Origin of the sequence: Paraburkholderia sp. A1RI_3L, from assembly GCF_048957895.1 — a bacterium.
In the GTDB taxonomy this organism is placed as follows: Bacteria; Pseudomonadota; Gammaproteobacteria; order Burkholderiales; family Burkholderiaceae; genus Paraburkholderia; species Paraburkholderia kururiensis.
In genome coordinates, this window is record NZ_JARCHA010000008.1 from 175,647 (window position 1) to 192,112 (window position 16,466).

The 16,466-nt window shown below is 65.8% G+C and carries 14 protein-coding genes; 5 read left to right on the forward strand and 9 right to left on the reverse strand.

Going from position 1 to position 16,466, the window contains the following annotated elements; genetic code table 11:
* Positions 1 to 118 precede the first annotated feature (118 nt).
* Positions 119 to 1,195 carry a S1C family serine protease gene (locus PXJ20_RS21525; protein ID WP_421031110.1) on the forward strand — a complete coding sequence of 359 codons (1,077 nt, stop codon included), beginning with the start codon at positions 119 to 121 and terminating at the stop codon, positions 1,193 to 1,195.
* 111 nt (positions 1,196 to 1,306) lie between these two features.
* Here the strand turns inward: PXJ20_RS21525 and ggt are convergent, their stop codons facing one another.
* From ggt to PXJ20_RS21570, 9 genes are all read right to left on the reverse strand, one after another.
* Complete coding sequence (ggt, locus tag PXJ20_RS21530; protein WP_017777444.1) at positions 1,307 to 3,034, reverse strand: gamma-glutamyltransferase; 1,728 nt, start codon at positions 3,032 to 3,034, stop codon at positions 1,307 to 1,309.
* Positions 3,035 to 3,213: 179 nt separating this feature from the next.
* On the reverse strand, positions 3,214 to 4,617 hold the full coding sequence (locus PXJ20_RS21535) for an aspartate aminotransferase family protein (RefSeq protein ID WP_421031111.1): 1,404 nt from the start codon (positions 4,615 to 4,617) through the stop codon (positions 3,214 to 3,216).
* Positions 4,618 to 4,675: 58 nt separating this feature from the next.
* Positions 4,676 to 6,178, reverse strand: a complete 1,503-nt coding sequence (locus PXJ20_RS21540; protein WP_421032593.1) for an NAD-dependent succinate-semialdehyde dehydrogenase — start codon at positions 6,176 to 6,178, stop codon at positions 4,676 to 4,678.
* A gap of 203 nt (positions 6,179 to 6,381) precedes the next feature.
* A complete protein-coding gene (locus PXJ20_RS21545) occupies positions 6,382 to 6,870 on the reverse strand; it encodes an Lrp/AsnC family transcriptional regulator (protein WP_277599465.1) in 489 nt (162 codons plus the stop codon).
* Positions 6,871 to 6,901: 31 nt separating this feature from the next.
* Positions 6,902 to 7,954 (reverse strand): N(2)-acetyl-L-2,4-diaminobutanoate deacetylase DoeB, encoded by a 1,053-nt coding sequence (doeB, locus tag PXJ20_RS21550; RefSeq protein ID WP_413214322.1) that lies wholly within the window; start codon positions 7,952 to 7,954, stop codon positions 6,902 to 6,904.
* Positions 7,955 to 7,957: 3 nt separating this feature from the next.
* Positions 7,958 to 9,196, reverse strand: coding sequence for an ectoine hydrolase DoeA (doeA, locus tag PXJ20_RS21555; protein WP_421031112.1), 1,239 nt, complete (start codon positions 9,194 to 9,196; stop codon positions 7,958 to 7,960).
* A gap of 106 nt (positions 9,197 to 9,302) precedes the next feature.
* Positions 9,303 to 10,316 carry a cyclodeaminase gene (locus tag PXJ20_RS21560; protein WP_421031113.1) on the reverse strand — a complete coding sequence of 338 codons (1,014 nt, stop codon included), beginning with the start codon at positions 10,314 to 10,316 and terminating at the stop codon, positions 9,303 to 9,305.
* A gap of 38 nt (positions 10,317 to 10,354) precedes the next feature.
* Entirely contained in the window at positions 10,355 to 11,326 is a 972-nt protein-coding gene (eutB, locus tag PXJ20_RS21565) for a hydroxyectoine utilization dehydratase EutB (protein ID WP_421031114.1), read from the reverse strand.
* 106 nt (positions 11,327 to 11,432) lie between these two features.
* Positions 11,433 to 12,842 (reverse strand): PLP-dependent aminotransferase family protein, encoded by a 1,410-nt coding sequence (locus PXJ20_RS21570; protein ID WP_421031115.1) that lies wholly within the window; start codon positions 12,840 to 12,842, stop codon positions 11,433 to 11,435.
* A 221-nt stretch (positions 12,843 to 13,063) separates the two neighbouring features.
* Between PXJ20_RS21570 and ehuB the strand changes: the two genes are divergently transcribed.
* From ehuB to ehuA, 4 genes are all read left to right on the forward strand, one after another.
* Positions 13,064 to 13,930 carry an ectoine/hydroxyectoine ABC transporter substrate-binding protein EhuB gene (ehuB, locus tag PXJ20_RS21575; protein WP_017777435.1) on the forward strand — a complete coding sequence of 289 codons (867 nt, stop codon included), beginning with the start codon at positions 13,064 to 13,066 and terminating at the stop codon, positions 13,928 to 13,930.
* 221 nt (positions 13,931 to 14,151) lie between these two features.
* Complete coding sequence (gene ehuC, locus PXJ20_RS21580; protein ID WP_421031116.1) at positions 14,152 to 14,871, forward strand: ectoine/hydroxyectoine ABC transporter permease subunit EhuC; 720 nt, start codon at positions 14,152 to 14,154, stop codon at positions 14,869 to 14,871.
* The gene (gene ehuD, locus PXJ20_RS21585) at positions 14,868 to 15,527 is read left to right on the forward strand and encodes an ectoine/hydroxyectoine ABC transporter permease subunit EhuD (RefSeq protein ID WP_017777433.1); all 660 of its coding nucleotides are present in this window, start codon (positions 14,868 to 14,870) and stop codon (positions 15,525 to 15,527) included. The genes ehuC and ehuD overlap by 4 nt, the downstream gene beginning before the upstream one ends.
* A gap of 71 nt (positions 15,528 to 15,598) precedes the next feature.
* A complete protein-coding gene (ehuA, locus tag PXJ20_RS21590; RefSeq protein WP_421031117.1) occupies positions 15,599 to 16,423 on the forward strand; it encodes an ectoine/hydroxyectoine ABC transporter ATP-binding protein EhuA in 825 nt (274 codons plus the stop codon).
* Positions 16,424 to 16,466 lie beyond the last annotated feature (43 nt).

Genomic DNA, 16,466 nt, shown 5'->3' on the forward strand with positions numbered 1-16,466 from the left:
CGCGCATGACTCGCTGTCCAGCAGGGCGGTCGCGCGAAACGCGGCACCGCTTGCCCTCACCCTTGAAAAACAGGGCAATGACCCCGCATCTGCGGCCCTCTTCATCCGGAGCCCCAACATGGGAAGCCGTCCCCGTTTTATCGACGATCTTTCGCGCGGTGCGCCTGAGCCGGGCGCATCTCAGCCGGCCGCGCCTCAGCCGGCCACGCCTGAGCCGGCCACGCCGGATCCATTAAGCGACGACGCCCTGCTCGACGCCTACTCGCGCACCGTGATCGGCGCGCTGGCCCGCGTGCAGCAGGCCGTCGCCTTCATTGCCGTCGAACGCAGCCTGCCCGGCGACACCGGCCGCGCGCCGCGCGTGCGCGGCGGTACCGGTTCGGGATTCCTGTTCACGCCCGACGGGTATCTGCTCACCAACAGCCACGTCGTGCACGGCGCCACGCGCATCAGCGTGACGCTCGCCGACGGTTCGAAATACGACGCCGACCTCGTCGGCGACGACCCCGACAGCGACCTCGCCGTGCTGCGCATCGGCTGCGCGGAGCCGCTGCCGCACGTGGAACTAGGCGACTCGTCGTCGCTGCGCGTGGGGCAGATCGCCATCGCGGTGGGCAATCCGCTCGGCCTCGCGCAGACCGTCACGACCGGTGTCGTCTCGGCGCTCGGCCGCTCGCTGCGCTCCACCACGGGCCGCATGATCTACGACGTGATCCAGACCGACGCCGCGCTCAACCCCGGCAATTCGGGCGGTCCGCTGATCAATTCGGCAGGCCAGGTGATCGGCGTGAACACGGCGATCATTCAGGGCGCGCAGGCCATCAGTTTCGCCACCGCAATCGACACCGCGAAGTGGGTCATCATGCAGATCTTCGCGTATGGCCGCGTGCGACGCGCCTATATCGGCGTGGCGGGCACCGTGTCGCCGGTATCGCGGCGCGCACAGCGCTACTTCGGGCTCGATCAGGCCGCGGGCGTGCGCGTGCTCGAAGTGGTGAAAGGCAGCCCCGCCGCTCAGGGCGGCCTGCGCGTGGACGACACGATCGTCGCCATCGACGCGCTGCCCGTGGACAGCGTGGACGCGTTGCAGCGCTCGCTCGACGCATCGCGTATCGATCGCGCGGTGAAGATCGCCGTGCTGCGCGGCGTGCAGCGGCTGGCGCTGGACGTGACGCCTGTGGAGCAGAAGGGGTGAGCTGAGCACTGCGGAAAGCATCCGTTCGCCGCGGTCCGGCAAAAACGAAAAAGGCATCGCACGGCTACCCGTGCGATGCCTCGTCACTCCAGCTTCCTGCTGACCTGCTACTTACTGAACCACCCGCGTCACCCCGCGTCCGCGCGGGTCCGCCGCGGGCAGCGGCGTGTCGCCGTCGATCTTGATGGCCTGGATGTCGCCGCTGAAGTTCTGCCCCTTCAGCACATAGCCCTTCGCCTCGACCGCCTTCGCAAGCTCGCCGTCCATGGGCTGATACGGCTCCCAGAAGATCGTATTCGGCGGCAGCAACTGGTGATGGAAGCGCATTGCCGCCACCGCGTCTTTCAGCGGCATGTGGAAGTCGTAGATGTTGTTGATCACCTGGAAGATCGACGTGAAGATGCGCGAGCCGCCAGGCGTGCCGATCACGAGCGACACCTTGCCGTCCTTCGTGAGGATGGTGGGCGTCATGGAAGAAAGCGGCCGCTTCTTCGGCGCAATCGCATTCGCGTCGCTGCCCACCACGCCGAACATGTTCGGCACGCCGGGCTTGGCCGAGAAGTCGTCCATCTCGTCGTTGAGCACGATGCCCGTGCCGTCCGCCACCACACCCGAGCCGAAATAGCCGTTGATGGTGTAGGTGTTCGACACCGCGTTGCCCCACTTGTCCACTACCGAGAAGTGCGTGGTCTCCGCCTTCTCCGGCATCGAGGTGCCAAGCCCCGGCTGCACGCTCTTCGTATCGGACGGCGTGTTCTCGTTGACCTCCGCCGCGCGCTTCGCAATGTAGGCGTCGTCGGTCAGCTGCGCGATGGGCACCTTGTAGAAGTCCGGGTCGCCGAGGTACTGGGCGCGGTCTGCGAACACGCGCTTCTCGATCTCGGCGATCAGGTGAACGTATTGAGCCGAGTTGAGCGAAACGCCCTTGAAATACGGCGCGAGATCGGCCTTCATCTTCAAGAGCTGCACGAGCCCGATGCCACCCGAGCTGGGCGGCGGCGCCGTGATGATGCGATAGCCGTTCCAGTTCGCTTCGATCGGTTGACGCCACACGGCCTTGTACTGCTGCAGGTCCTGCTTCGTGATGAGACCGTGGCCGCGCATGGAGGCGGCGATCAGGTCGGCGGTCTTGCCGCTGTAGAAATCTTTCGCGCCGTCGTTGGCGATGCGCGTCAACACGGACGCCAGTTGCGGCTGCTTGAAGTTGACGCCTTCGTTCATGCCGCCGAAGTACTGATCGAAATTCGTCTTGCCCGCGAATTCCTTCGATGCCGCGTCGCGACGCTGCGCGAGCTGGTCGCTCACTTCGAAGCCGTCGCGCGCGTAATGGATGGCGGGCGCAAGCACCTGCTTCCACTTGAGCTTGCCGAAGCGCCGCTGCGCTTCCCACATGCCCGACACGGTACCGGGCACGCCTACGGCGTCGTAGCCATAGAGGCTCTTGCCGGGAATCACGTTGCCCTGGTCGTCGAGGTACATGTTGCGCGTGGCGGCCAGCGGCGCACGTTCGCGATAGTCGATGAAGTACGGCTTGCCGTTCACGTAGAGCGTCATGAACCCGCCACCGCCGATGTTGCCGGCTTCGGGATACGTGACCGCGAGCGTGAATGCGATGGCGACGGCGGCATCCACCGCATTGCCGCCTTCCTTGAAGACCTGTTCGGCGGCGTCGGCTGCATATTTGTCCGCTACGGCAACCGCCGAGCCGGTAAGGATGGCCGGCTGCTGCGGTACCTTCGCAACAGCGGGCGTGCTCTCGAGAAAGCCCGCGGATACCGATGCGAGCGAGACGAACGCGAATGCACTAGCAGCGACTTTGCTTCTTTCGATTAACTTCATTGGACGTCCCCCATGGCAACACTGCATGGCACTTGCGTGCGCAGTGAGTTGAGTGCGCAGAGAAAACTCTGCCTTGGGCTTATATCACGCCAATGATCGGTTTGCGAGCACGAGCGGGCGCAAACGCCGCGCCCGCGCTGCCTCTGTCGCCTCTACTGCTTCCGCCCTTCGATTTACTTCTACGCGGCCGCCGACGCTTTCTGCGTGAGCACCTGCCCGGCCACCTCGTCCACTGCGGCCTTCGCCAGTTGCACGATCTCGTCAACGTCCGCACGCGATGCGATGAGCGGCGGCGCGAAGCCGAGAATGTCGCCGTTCGGCATCGCTCGCGCGATCAGACCGCGTTGCAGCGCAGCAGCCGACACGCGCGGCCCCACCTTCAGCGCGGCATCGAACGGAATGCGCGCGTCCTTGTCGGCCATGAATTCGAGCGCGGCCAGCATGCCCTCGCCGCGCACCTCGCCCACGAGCGGGTGCGCATCGAACGCCGCGTGCAGTTGCTGTTGCAGGTATGCACCCGTTTCGGCCGCATTGCGCGTAATCGACTCGCGTTCGAGGATGTCGAGATTCGCGAGCGCCGCAGCCGCGCAAATCGGATGCCCCGAGTACGTCCAGCCGTGCCCCATGGCGCCAAGTTCCTGGGATGCCTGATCGATTACGTCCCACACGCGTTCGCTCACGATCACGCCCGAGAGCGGCGCATACGCACTCGTGAGGCCCTTGGCCACCGTGATGAGATCGGGCTCGATACCGTAGTGCTGCGCGCCCATCTTCGAACCGAGCCGCCCGAAGCCGCACACCACTTCGTCGCAGATCAGCAGAATGTCGTGCTTCTTGAGCACTGGCTGGATAGCCGCCCAGTAGCCCTTCGGCGGCGGCAGGATGCCGCCCGTGCCCATCACCGGTTCGCCGATGAACGCGGCGATGGTGTCCGCGCCTTCGCGCGCAATGAGCTTTTCGAGTTCATCCACGCAGTACGCGACGAACTGCTCTTCGCTCATCCCCGCCGGCGCCTGGCGATACCAGTGCGGACACACCGTGTGCTTGACGCGCTCGACGGGCAGGTCGAAGCACTGGTGAAAGCCCGGCAGCCCCGTGAGGCTGCCCGTCACGATGCCCGAGCCGTGATAGCCGCGCTGGCGCGAGATGATCTTCTTCTTTTGCGGGCGGCCCTTCACGTTGTTGTAGTACCAGACAATCTTGATCTGCGTTTCGTTCGCGTCCGAACCGGACATGCCGTAGTACACCTTCTTCATGCCGGCCGGCGCCCAGTCGATGATGCGCGACGAGAGTTCGATGATGGTGTCCGTCGAGTGGCCGACATAGGTGTGGTAGTAGGCGAGCTTCTTCGCCTGCTCGTAAATGGCCTCGGCCACTTCGGTGCGGCCGTAGCCGATGTTCACGCAGTAGAGACCCGCGAAGGCGTCGATGAACGACTTGCCCGTGTGGTCTTCAATGCGAATGCCCTTTGCGCCCGTAACGATGCGGCCCGGCAGCGCGCCGCTCGCGTGGTCGTGAGCGTGCGTGGAGGGGTGCATGAAGTGGGCGCGGTCGGCCGTGAGCAGGGAGTCGAATGAGGTCATGTGCTTCTCCGTGATGATGTCGTGATCGGTTGAATAGAGGGGCGGGCCTGCTCGCGCGTCATGCCGCAGCCGCATGCCGCATCGATGCGGCGTTCGCGTGAGGCAAGCCAAGTTGGCCCAGGCAGTAGTAGCGGGTTTCCACGAAGGGTTCGAAGCCTTCCATGCCGCCTTCGCGGCCAAGGCCCGAGGCCTTCATGCCGCCAAACGGAATGGGCGCGCCCGTGAACTTCGCGCCGTTCACGGAGACCATCGCGAATTCGAGTCGGCGAAGGGTCTGCCAGACGGTGTTCAGGTTCGTCGACATCAAGTAGGCGGCAAGGCCGTATTCGGTGTCGTTGGCAAGCGCAATGGCTTCGTCGAGCGTCTCGAACGGCGACACCGCCGAGATGGGCGCGAAGTTTTCTTCGTCGTAGACGCGCATGCCGGGCCGCGCGTCGGCAATCACGGTGGGTTCGAAGAACCAGCCGCCCAGCGCGTGCGGCTCGCCGCCCACGGTGATGCGTGCGCCTTTCGCGCGGGCGTCGGCCACGCGTTCGCGCGTGGTGTCGAACGCCGCCTGGTGCATGAGCGGACCCACGTCCACGCTGTCTTCGAATGCTCCGCCCACCTTCAACGCACGCACGGCGTCGCTGTAGCGGGCAACGAATGCTTCGTAGAGCGGCTTCGCCACGAGAATGCGGTTCGCTGCGCAGCAGTCCTGCCCCGAGGTCTGAAACTTCGCGGCCACGGCCACGCGCACGGCTTCTTCGAGATCCGCATCTTCCGCGACGATGAAGGGCGCGTTGCCGCCCAGTTCCAGTGCGGTCTTCTTGATGTCGGCACTCGCCGCGGCCTGCTTGACGAGCGTGCCCACGCGCGTGGAACCCGTGAAGCTGACCGAGCGCACGCGAGCGTCGCGCACGAGCGTTTCCATCGCGGTCTGCGGCTCACCGAGCACGACGTTGAAGACGCCTGCGGGAAATCCCGCTTCTTCCGCGAGTTGCGCGAGCGCAAGCGCCGAGAACGGCGTCTCGTGCGCGGGCTTCACGACCACGGTGCAGCCCGCCGCGATAGCCGCCGCGGCCTTGCGCGTGATCATCGCCGAGGGGAAATTCCACGGCGTGATGAGCGCGGCCACGCCTACCGGCTCCATCATCGTGCCGAGCTGCGCGCCGTCGATATGCGACGGGATCGTGCGGCCGCCCAGCCGTTTCGCTTCGTGCGCGAACCATTCGATAAAGCTTGCGCCATAGGCGATTTCGCCGCGCGCCTCCGCGAGCGGCTTGCCCTGCTCCAGCGCAAGCATGCTGGCCAGATCGTTGCGATGGCGCAGCACGAGTTCGTGCCAGCGCAGCAGCAGCGCGCTGCGCTGCGCCACCGGCACCCAGCGCCACGCTTCGAACGCGCGCTGCGCGGCGGACACGGCTTCCTCGATCTGCGCGGCGCTCAACATCGGAACATGGCCGATCACGCTTTGATCGGCAGGGTTCTGCACCGCGACGGTGGAGGCCGTGTCGCTGTGAACCCAGCGTCCGTCGACATAGCACAGCGACTTGAATAGAACGGGATGGCCCAGCAGCATGACTTCCTCCATGATTGGCCGGCAGAGTGGCGATGACATTGGCCAGCACCTGCCTCTGTCGCGTTGTTTCAATGCCTTCCACTGTAGGGCCGGCACGCCCTCTGCTCTTTCTGTGTTGCGGCCCGACGCTGTGCGTTCTTTCTGTTTTCGAGCCGGAATTTCAGGGGGTTTTTCTGTGGCGTGCTTTCGGGCGGGTGCGGCCCTCAGCCCGCCTCGCCTGAATCCGCAACCCAGTCCGGCACCGTATCCCCTGCCTGCTTCACGACCTTCGTCACGATGTAGGTGAAGTAGCGTTCGATGCCGAGTTCGTCCGTGAGCAGCGAATCGATGAAACGCTGGTACTGGTCGATGTCGCGCGAGACCACGTGCATCACGTAGTCCACGCCGCCGCCTGTGGCGTGGCACTGCACGACTTCGGGGGCGCGCGCCACGCGCTCCTCGAAGCGGCGCATGTCGTGCGCCGTATGGCGCGCGAGCGTGACTTCCACGACGATGCGCGTGCCCTTGAACGCCGCGATCCAGTCGATGTCGGCGCGGTAACCGCGAATCAGCCCGCTTTCTTCAAGACGCCGCACGCGCTCCCACGCCGGCGAGATCGACAGGTTGACCTCTTCGGCGAGGCGCGACTTCGTGATGCGTCCATCGCGCGCCAGGGTACGCAGAATCGCGAGGTCGTAGCGGTCGAGTTTCATGGATGTATCGCGTGCCTGTGGCGGGCGGTGCTCAGGCCGCCACCGGAATGCCGCGCTCCACGACGTCGGCCACCACCGCGACGGTGTCGCCCACGCGCACGAGCCCCGGGAAATGGCGCGCCGCAAGCAGCCCGCTGCGCGCCGCGCGATATTCGAAGGGCCGCGCGCCGGAGCGCGTCGTGTCGTACACACGGGCGATCACCTCCCCGTGTTCCACCATCTCGCCCAGGTCTTTGCACGGTTCGATCAGGCCGTCGTGCTCGCTCGTCGTATAGCAGCTGCCGTCGGGCATATCGAGCAGCGTCGTGGTGCGCGATGCCTCGCCCCACGCGCGGCTCGCCGCCTCGAACAGTTCGCCCGCGGGCGGCGCGAGCACGCCGGCATGCTGCAGAAAGCCACGCACGCCGCGCATCGCCACGGCCACGCTCGCCGCGGTAGCCGTGCCGCCGCCGCCCAGTTCCGTCGAGACGAATACCTTGCCCGCCTCTTCCACCGCCGTATCGAAGAGCCCGACGCTGTCGAGTTCCAGCATGCGCATGGAGTACGGCGCGCCGAACGCACGCATTGCGGCCTCGCAGCGCGCCTGCTGCTTCGGGTCATGCAGCACGTGAATGGCGGCGAAGGGCACGAAGTCGAGCGTGCGTCCGCCTGCGTGCAGGTCCAGCACGTAGTCGGCAAGCGGCAGCAGATAGCGCTGGAAGTAGTCCGCGATTTTTTCGGTAAGGGTGCCGTCGGGGCGGCCCGGAAAGCTGCGGTTCAGGTTGCCGCGATCGATGGGCGACGTGCGGCTTCCCGCCAGAAACGCGGGGTAATTCATGAACGGCACGATGATGACGCGGCCCGCCACATCCTCGGCCTTCAGCGTGGAGGCGAGCCGCGAGAGCACGATGGGCCCTTCGTACTCGTCGCCGTGGTTGCCGCCTGTCAGCAGCACCGTGGGCCCGTGCCCGCGCTGCACGACGGTGATGGGGATCATCACCGCGCCCCACGCGGAACTGTCGTGCGAGTGCGGCAGTTTCAGGAAACCGTGCTGAACCCCTTGCCCGTCGAAGTCGACGGTCGGTGTAATCGGCGATGCGCGCATGCCCTACTCCTTCACGAACAGTTTGCGCGGCGTGTTGCAGAAGGTCTCGACGCCGGTCTCGGTAATCAGGATGCTTTCCGTAATTTCGAGACCCCAGTCGTCGAGCCACAGGCCCGGCATGAAGTGGAACGTCATGCCCGGTTGCAGCACCGTGCGGTCGCCGGGCCGCAGGCTCATGGTGCGCTCGCCCCAGTCGGGCGGATAACTCGCGCCGATGGGGTAGCCGCAGCGGCTGTTCTTTTCGATGCCCGACTTGCGCAGCACGGCGAAGAACGCGTTCGCAATGTCTTCGCAGGTGTTGCCCGGCTTCGCGGCGGCAAGCCCCGCTTCGATGCCTTCCACCACGGCACTTTCGGCATCGATGAAATGCTTCGGCGGTTTGCCGAGATAGACCGTGCGCGACTGCGGGCAGTGATAGCGGCGAAAGCAGCCGGCAATCTCGAAGAACGTGCCGGCCCCGCGCGCGAACGGCGTGTCGTCCCAGGTGAGGTGCGGCGCGGCCGCGTCGGCGCCCGTGGGCAGCAGCGGCACGATGGCGGGATAGTCGCCGCCGTAACCTTCCACGCCCGTGATACCCGCGGCGTAAATATCCGCGACAAGGTCGTTCTTGCGCATGCCGGGCTCGATGCGCTCCACGATGCGTGCATGCATCTTTTCGACGATGCGCGCCGCAATGCGCATGTACTCGATCTCGCGCGGCGACTTCACCGCGCGCTGCCAGTTCACGAGCGCGGTCGCGTCGCGCCACTGCGCCTGCGGCAAGTTGCGCTTGAGCGCTTCCCATGCCGCGGCGCTGAAGTAATAGTTGTCGAGTTCCACGCCGATGCGGCCCCGGCCCCAGCCGCGCGCCTCGATCACCTCGTGCGAGAGGTAGTCCATGGGATGCCGCTCCGTGGACTGCACGTAATGATCGGGATACCCAACGATCTGGTCGTGCTTCATGAACACCGTGCGGCGCGCGCCGTTGGCATCCTGGCCGCGACCGAACCAGACGGGCTCGCCTTCCATGGCGAGCAGCACGCACTGGTGCACGTAGAACGACCAGCCGTCGTAGCCCGTGAGCCACGCCATGTTGGTCGGGTCCGTCACGATCAGCAGATCGATGCCGGCTTCCTGCATGGCACGGCGCGTGCGGGCGATGCGCGCGGCGTACTCCTCGCGCTCGAACGGCAGGCGCACAGCGGGTGCGGCGGGCGCCACGCCGCTCGTCGCGTGCGGTTTCTGTTGCATGGTTTCTGGCATGGTGGTCCCTTCCTTGTCCTTCGGTTTGTTGCCCTTCGTGCTGCTTTGCCTGCGCGTGCTGCTTTGCCTGCGCGTCCTGGCCTTCTGCGCTCAGGTGGACGGCTTGTCACTCGCTTGCGTGTTTGAGGGCATCGTTGTGAAACGTCGTGCCTGCACCCGCGGCGCGCGCACGGGCCAGCGCGAGCGCGGCAATCGCCGTGTCCTGTGCGCCGGTGCCCGTGAGGTCGCAGATCGTGATGTCGTCGTCGCTCGTACGTCCAGGCACGCCGCCCGCAATCACTTCGCCCAGCTCGGCGAAGCGCGCGTTCGCGGCCACAGCGCCTGCTTCGATGGCGTGATGCAACTCGCCCAGCACGCGCGTCTGTTGCAGACGGTCACACACGTAACGTGCGGCGGCGAGCGCCGCGGGCGCGATCTCGTTCTTGTGTTCCGCGTCGGATCCCATCGCCGTGATGTGCAGACCCGGATGCAGGTCACGCGCCTGCACGAGCGGTGTCTCGCTCGGCGTGGTGGTGATCGCGATGTCGGCTTCGCACAGCGCGTCGTGCACGTCTTGCGCAACGCGCGCTTCGACGGCCAGTTGCTCACCCATCTCGCGCGCGAACTGCGCTGCGCGTTCGCGGTCGCGCGCCCATACGGAGATGCGCTCCAACCGTCGCACGCACGCGAGCGCACGCAACTGAAGCCGCGCCTGCTCGCCCGCGCCGATCACCGCCACGTGCCGCGCGTTTTCACGCGCCAGCCAGCGCGCGGCAACCGCACCTGCCGCCGCGGTGCGCACGGCGGTGAGATAGCCGTTGTCCAGCAGCACGGCTTCGGTCAGGCCCGTGCGCGCCGAGAGCACGAGCATGAGTCCGTTGAGGCTGGGCAGCCCGAGCTGCGGGTTGTTGAAGAAGCCGGGGCTCACCTTGATCGCAAAGCGCTCGAAGCGCGGCAGATACGCGGTCTTCACATCCACCTCGCCGCGATACTCGGGCAGATCGAGCCGCAGCACAGGCGGCATCGCCACCGCTTCGGTCGCGAGCGCGAGGAACGCGGATTCCACCTGATCGATCGCGGCCAGATCGAGTGGCACGAGTTCGCGCAGTTCGCTTTCGCCCAGCAACGTGATGGATGACATATCGGGGTGTCCTGTTCAGATGGCGCGTGGCATTTCGCTCAGCCTGCCGCCACGCGGCGATGCAGACCCATATCGATGTTCGAGCCGCTCACCACGAGCACGACGGGGCCACGCCGCGACTGCGTCGCGTCGAGCACGCCATCGAGCACCGCTGCCACGCCCACTGCGCCAGCCCCTTCAACCACGAGCCGTTCCTCGCGATACGCGTGCGCGATGCCGCGCGCAATGGACGCCTCGTCGAGCAGCAACGCCTCGTCGATCAAGTCACGTGTGAGGGAGAACGTGTAGCGGTTGTCGAGACCGATGCCGCCGCCCAGCGAATCGGCAAGCGACTCGACCTCTTCCACGATCACAGGTCGCCCCGCTGCGAGACTCGCGTGCATCGCGGCGCCGCGCGCCATCGTGACGCCCGTCATGCGAATGGCGGGGTTCAAGGCTTTCGCCATCAGCGCGATGCCGGCAAAAAGGCCGCCGCCCGAAAGCGGCACGACGATGTTCGCGACATCGGGCAAGTCCTCGACGATCTCGAGCCCGATGGTGGCTTGCCCGGCAATGACGTGCGGGTCGTCGAACGGCGGCACGAACACGAAGCCTTCTTCCTGCGCGAGCCGCCGCGCTTCGTGCTGCGCATCATCCTGGCTTGCGCCGGTAATGCGCACCTGCGCGCCCAGCTGGCGCACGGCTTCCACCTTGTTGGCCGGCACGAGCGACGACATGCACACGGTGGCCTGCATGCCGAGCGCCTGCGCCGCGTAAGCAACGGCGCGTCCGTGATTGCCCGTGGAGGCCGTGACCACGCGCGTGCAGCCTTGCTCCGCAAGCACGGCCAGCGCATGGGTCGCGCCGCGCACTTTGAAGCTGCCCGTGGGTTGAACCGTTTCGAGTTTCAGCAGCACGCGCGTACCGGCAAGCGCCGAAAGCGAAGGCGATTCGACGAGCGGCGTGCGCCGCACACGCGTGCCGATTCGCTGACGCGCGCGGTAGACATCGGCAGGACAGACGACAGACATGAGGCAGGCCGCAGTGAGGGGTTCGGCGCCGCGCCGGATGGCGCAGCGTCCTTCAATGCGACCGAGTCTAATGTTCTAAAAATTGTTTTCGATTGTCCTGGTACATTTACGCGAAGTCGTGCACCTGCGGGTATTGCTCGAACACGTCGCGCATGGTTTCGAGCGCCGCGCGGAAGGTGTCTTCGCCCACTTCCGCGCCCACGCACAGGCGCACCGCATCGGGCCGCTCGCCGCCGCGCACGAGAAACGGGTCCGGCGACGTGACCGCGATATTGCGGTTGCGCAGCTCGCGCACGAGCCGGTCGGTCTGCCAGTGCGAAGGCACGCGCAGCCACACCGAAAGCGCGTGCGGATGCGCGCCCAGCACGTAGCTGCCCAGAATCTGCTGCACGAGCGCCTGGCGGCGCGAAAGACATTCGCGCTGCACTTCGAGCAGGCGCGCCGCGGTGCCGTCGACGAGCCAGCGCGTGGCGACTTCGGCCATGGGCGGCGTCGCCATCCAGCTGTTCACGCGCAGCACACTCTCGGCGCGCAGCGCGAGGCGGCGCGGCGTGGTGAGATAGCCGATGCGCAAGCCTGTCAGCACCGACTTCGTGAGGCTCGTGCAGTAAAACGAAAGCTCGGGAATCAGGCTCGAAATGGGCGGCACGGGCTTGGGCAGCAGCGCGCCGTACACGTCGTCTTCGATCACATAGACGCCGTAGCGCTGCGCAATGCGCGCAATTGCGCGGCGGCGCGACTCCGGCATCAGCGAAACAGTGGGGTTGTTCAAGGTGGGCGTGCACACGAGCGCCGAAATGCGCTCGCTATCGCACATCTCTTCGAAGTGCTCGGGGTGAATGCCGTACTCGTCTATTTCGAGTCCCTTCAGCGTAAACCCCAGCACGCTTGCGCTGCCGATCACGCCATGGTCCGTCAGACTTTCGCAGAGCACGGTGTCGCCCGGCCCTACCAGCGAGGCCAATGCGAGAAAGATGCCGTGCGCCGCGCCGTTCGTGACGAGCAGCGTGTCCGCCGAGGCCGGCATGCCGAGCGTGGCGAGCCACGCCGCCGCAGCCTGGCGATGATGCTCGAAGCCCGCAATAGGGCGAAATGCGCGAATCCAGGGCTGATCGTCGAGGCCCGCGAGCGTCGCGCAGACCTTGCGCCACATCGCGTCGTGCTCGGCGGTGTGGATGATGCGTGCAATCGAGAAGTCCACCACGGAGCGCTCGGCCGTATCGAGCATGTAGTTCGACATGGTCTCCGTCACGCGGCCCGACACGAAACTGCCGCGTCCCACTTCGCAGCGGATCAGGCCCTGGCGCTCCAGTTCCTTGTAGGCGTTGGTCACCGTCTGCACGCTGATTTCCAGTTCCGCCGCCACGTCGCGCTGCGGCGGCAAGCGTTCGCCCGCGCGCAACACCGTGCTTTCGATGTCGCCCGCAATCGCCTTCACCAGCCGCTTGTATTTCGATTCGGCGCCGTGCGCCGCGCGCACCGCTTCGCGCCACTGCTCTCTCACCGTCTTCTCCATGGCTCGGGTCTTCGTTGGGTCTTCGTCGGTGTTCGGATAGTGCGGGCAAAACCCGTTGGAAAATTATTGTCCTAGAGCAATCAGAAACAAAAATATGGCTTTGTATGCTGGGCTCCAATGGCGGTGTACCACGACACCACACCGGGTTTTTACGGACACCCCGCCTGACTCCGCGGCGCATGACGCACCGCGCCATCCTTACCCCACGCAATGGGACCGACATGAACCCGAAGCGCCATTCCAGACTGCCCCAGGCTTTCAGCATCGCGTGCATCGCGGCGGCCGGCCTGCTCATGCACGTGCAGCACGCGGCGGCCGAAACCACGCTGCAGCGCATTCAACGCACCGGCGAGGTACGCATCGGCTACGCGAACGAAGCACCGTTTGCCTACACGACGCCCGACGGCAAGGTGACGGGCGAGTCGCCCGAAATCGCGCGCAAGATCTTCGCGAAGCTCGGCGTGAAGAAGGTGGATGGCGTGCTGACCGAATGGGGATCGCTGATTCCAGGCCTGCGTGCGGGCCGCTTCGACGTGATCGCGGCAGGCATGTACATCACGCCCGAGCGCTGCAAGCAGGTTGCGTTCGCCGATCCGCAATACCAGATTCAGGACACGCTGCTCGTGCTGAAAGGCAATCCGAAGAAACTGCACAGCTACGGCGACGTAGCAAAACAGTCCGACGTGAAGCTGGCGGTGATGGCGGGCGCGGTGGAACTGGGCAACTCGCGCGATGCGGGCGTGAAAGATGCTCAGTTGCTCCAGGTACCGGATACGACGGCGCAATTGCAGGCCGTGCGCGCGCGCCGCGCGGATGCGGCCGCAGGCACCGCACTCACGATGAAGGGTCTCGCCTCGAAAGACGCGGCCCAGGTGGAAACCGTCTCCGACTTCACCGACGATCCGAAGCACACGGGCTATGGCGCGCTCGCCTTCCGGCCCGAGGACACGGATCTGCGCGACGCCGTGAACAAGCAGCTGCACGCGTGGCTCGGCACGCCGGATCATCTGCAGACCGTCGCACCGTTCGGCTTCGACAAGTCGAACATCACGACGAAGACTGCCGCGGAAATCTGCAGCGGCAAGTAAGCCGCAAACCGGCGGTAAATGCGCGGCAGGTCCGCGGCAAATACGCGGTAAATACGCCGCAAGTCAGTCGCAAGTCTGCCGGCCGGGTGTAGCCCTCCCGGTATTCGCGCCGGCTCTGGCCGACCCCGTCGGTCCCTGTGAAGCCGGCCGGCGGACGCACTACCGTTGCGGCCCGCGCACAGCGCGGCGGGCCGCACGCCATCATGCAAGCGAGGACCGCCATGCGTGAATTATTTCCCCTGCTCATGCAGGGCACTCTGGTGACCATCGGCATTACGATCGGCGCGACGTTGCTCGCCATCGTCATGGCGTTCGTGGCCACCGCCGCCAAACTCGCGCCGTGGGCACCGCTGCGTTGGGTGGGCAACGTCTATGTCGAAGTGTTCCGCGGCACGTCGCTGCTCGTGCAGCTCTTCTGGTTCTTCTTCGTGTTGCCGCTGCCGCCGTTTCGTATCGAACTCACGCCGCTCACGGTGGCGATCGTGGGGCTCGGGTTGCACTACGGCGCCTACGGCTCGGAGATTCTGCGCGGCGCGCTGCGTTCGGTGCCCGGTGGCCAGTTCGAGGCCGCGCTCGCACTCAATCTCTCGCCCTTGACGCGCATGCGCCGCATCGTGCTGCCGCAAGCCATGATCAACGCGCTGCCGCCCGCCACGAACCTCATGATCGAATTGCTCAAGGGCACGTCGCTCGTTTCGCTGATCACGCTCTCCGACCTCACGTTCCGCGCGCGCCAGCTCGACGAAGCCACGTTCAAGACCGCGGAGATTTTCGGGCTCACGCTCGTCATCTACTTCGTGCTGGCCCAGTGCATTGCGACGTTGATGCGCTACTTCGAACACCGCGTGAATCACGGCATCGCGAACAGCCGGTCACGCGCAGCCAGGGGTCTCGCCGCCGGCACCGCCATGAGCCGCTTTTTGCAGAGAGTCGCCCGATGAACAGCTTCTTCGATCTTCACTACGCCGCGCAGATTCTGCCGGCCCTGCTGCACGCCTCGCTCTACACGATCCTGATCACGCTCGTCGGCTTTGCCATTGCGCTCGTGCTGGGCCTCGTGTTCGCGATTCTGAGGCGCAGCACCTTCCGGCCGCTGGCGCTGACGGTGGGCTTCGTCGTCGAGTTCGTCCGCAGCACGCCGCTGCTGATCCAGATCTACGTGCTCTTCTATGTGCTGCCGGTCTACGGCATCACGATGAGTGCGCTCACGGCCGGCACCGCGGGCATCGCGCTGCATTACGCGTGCTATACGTCCGAGGTCTATCGCGCCGGCCTCAACGGCGTTGCGCGCGGCCAGTGGGAAGCGTGCTGCGCGCTGTCGCTCTCGCCGCGGCGCACCTACCTCGGCGTGATCCTGCCGCAAGCCATTCGCCCCGTGGTGCCCGCGCTCGGCAACTATCTCGTCGCCATGTTCAAGGACACGCCCGTGCTCTCCGCCATCACCGTCGTGGAGCTGATGCAGCAGGCGAAGAACATCGGCTCCGAAACGTTCCGCTATCTGGAGCCCATCACGCTCGCGGGGCTGTTCTTCCTCGTGCTCAGCGTGACGTTCGCCCACCTCGTGCGGCGGCTCGAATTCAGCCTGAGGTTGCCATGAACCTGCCCACCGCCATGCGTGACGGCGCGCCCAGCGCCTCGAATTCCGGATCCCCCGTAATGGAGCAAGCAATGAAACGTGACCCCGCCGCCGCGTACACGCCCGCCGCCGCAAGCAACGGCGAAGCGCCCATGGTGCGCTTTCGCAACGTGACGAAGCGCTATGGCGCGCTGACCGTGCTCGACGGGCTCGACCTCGAAGTGGGCCGCAACGAGAAGGTGGCCATCATCGGGCCAAGCGGCTCCGGCAAATCGACGCTCCTGCGCGTGCTGATGACGCTCGACCCGCTCACGGACGGCATGATCGAAGTGGACGGCGAACCGCTCACGCACATGGTGAAGAACGGCTCGCTCGTGCCCGCTTCGCTGCGCCACCTGCGGCGCGTGCGCAGCAAGATCGGCATGGTGTTTCAGAGCTTCAATCTCTTTCCGCACATGACGGCCCTCGCCAATACGATCGAAGCGCCCATGCAGGTGCTCGGCCTCTCGCGCAAGGAAGCCACGGAGCGTGCGCACGAATTGCTCTGTCTTGTGGGCCTCGAAGACAAGTGCAACCACTACCCGTCGCAGCTTTCGGGCGGCCAGCAGCAGCGCGTGGCGATTGCGCGGGCGCTCGCCATGCGGCCCAAGGTGATGCTGTTCGACGAGGTGACGTCCGCGCTCGACCCCGAACTGTGCGGCGAAGTGCTCAACGTGATCCGTCGCCTCGGCAGCGAGCACAACCTCACGATGCTGATGGTCACGCACCAGATGGGTTTTGCGAAAGAGTTCGCGGACCGTGTGTGCTTTTTCTCGCAGGGCAAGATCATCGAACAGGGACCGCCGCAGCAGTTCTTCTCGGCGCCCGAACACGAGCGCACGAAGCAGTTCCTGCGCGCGGTGAAAGAAGCGATGTAAGAGAGGCGCGGGCAGTGGACGCGGGCTGTTGTCCCGCTCGTGT

Bases quoted from the DNA above. Each gene is read 5' to 3' on its own strand.
- PXJ20_RS21525 (WP_421031110.1), top strand. From the start codon at position 119: ATGGGAAGCCGTCCCCGTTTTATCGACGATCTTTCGCGCGGTGCGCCT.
- ggt (WP_017777444.1), bottom strand. From the start codon at position 3,034: ATGAAGTTAATCGAAAGAAGCAAAGTCGCTGCTAGTGCATTCGCGTTC.
- PXJ20_RS21535 (WP_421031111.1), bottom strand. From the start codon at position 4,617: ATGACCTCATTCGACTCCCTGCTCACGGCCGACCGCGCCCACTTCATG.
- PXJ20_RS21540 (WP_421032593.1), bottom strand. From the start codon at position 6,178: ATGCTGCTGGGCCATCCCGTTCTATTCAAGTCGCTGTGCTATGTCGAC.
- PXJ20_RS21545 (WP_277599465.1), bottom strand. From the start codon at position 6,870: ATGAAACTCGACCGCTACGACCTCGCGATTCTGCGTACCCTGGCGCGC.
- doeB (WP_413214322.1), bottom strand. From the start codon at position 7,954: ATGCGCGCATCGCCGATTACACCGACCGTCGACTTCGACGGGCAAGGG.
- doeA (WP_421031112.1), bottom strand. From the start codon at position 9,196: ATGCCAGAAACCATGCAACAGAAACCGCACGCGACGAGCGGCGTGGCG.
- PXJ20_RS21560 (WP_421031113.1), bottom strand. From the start codon at position 10,316: ATGTCATCCATCACGTTGCTGGGCGAAAGCGAACTGCGCGAACTCGTG.
- eutB (WP_421031114.1), bottom strand. From the start codon at position 11,326: ATGTCTGTCGTCTGTCCTGCCGATGTCTACCGCGCGCGTCAGCGAATC.
- PXJ20_RS21570 (WP_421031115.1), bottom strand. From the start codon at position 12,842: ATGGAGAAGACGGTGAGAGAGCAGTGGCGCGAAGCGGTGCGCGCGGCG.
- ehuB (WP_017777435.1), top strand. From the start codon at position 13,064: ATGAACCCGAAGCGCCATTCCAGACTGCCCCAGGCTTTCAGCATCGCG.
- ehuC (WP_421031116.1), top strand. From the start codon at position 14,152: ATGCGTGAATTATTTCCCCTGCTCATGCAGGGCACTCTGGTGACCATC.
- ehuD (WP_017777433.1), top strand. From the start codon at position 14,868: ATGAACAGCTTCTTCGATCTTCACTACGCCGCGCAGATTCTGCCGGCC.
- ehuA (WP_421031117.1), top strand. From the start codon at position 15,599: ATGAAACGTGACCCCGCCGCCGCGTACACGCCCGCCGCCGCAAGCAAC.